Origin of the sequence: Nocardioides pelophilus, from assembly GCF_014180685.1 — a bacterium.
GTDB classification, from domain to species: domain Bacteria; phylum Actinomycetota; class Actinomycetes; order Propionibacteriales; family Nocardioidaceae; genus Nocardioides; species Nocardioides pelophilus.
This window is the reverse complement of sequence record NZ_JACEHF010000341.1, coordinates 1-473: the sequence shown is the minus strand read 5'-3', so window position 1 is coordinate 473 and position 473 is coordinate 1. Positions and strand designations below refer to the sequence as shown.

At 72.5% G+C, this 473-nt stretch carries 1 protein-coding gene; it reads right to left on the bottom strand.

Annotated elements, in window-relative coordinates; all coding sequences use genetic code 11:
- Positions 1-473: YcnI family copper-binding membrane protein (locus H0488_RS23535; RefSeq protein ID WP_183101571.1), on the bottom strand; the 473-nt coding region annotated here is incomplete at both ends.

The following is a 473-nucleotide window of genomic DNA, read 5'->3' as shown; positions in this document are numbered from 1 at the left end:
GGCCTCGTGCGGCCCGGCCGACCCGCCGTGCCCGTCGCCCTCCGCCGCGGTGATCGTCACGAGCGGAGCCGGACGCTCGAGGTCATCCTCGTCCTGGCCGTCCGCGGCGACCTCGGTCCACCCGGTCTCACCCTCCTCGCAGGTCTGCAGGATCGGGAAGGCGAGGGTCTCGCCCTCGGCGTCCGGCAGCTGCAGCGAGAGCTCGAAGGTGTCGCGCTGCCCCTCGGGCAGCGGCGTCCGGGCCGTGTAGACGACCTGGTCGACCCGCTCGGTGATCTCGTTGCCGTGGGCGTCGGTGATCGGCTCGTCGAGCTGCTCCATCTCCTTCTCCACGGTCCAGAACGGGTTGCGGGTCGGGGTGACCGCGTGGATCGGCTCCGGCAGGTCGATGGCGATCTTCGTCGTCGCCGAGCCGTCGCAGCCGTGCGGGACGCTGACGGTCAGCACGGCGTAGGAGCCGGCAGGCGTCGTGC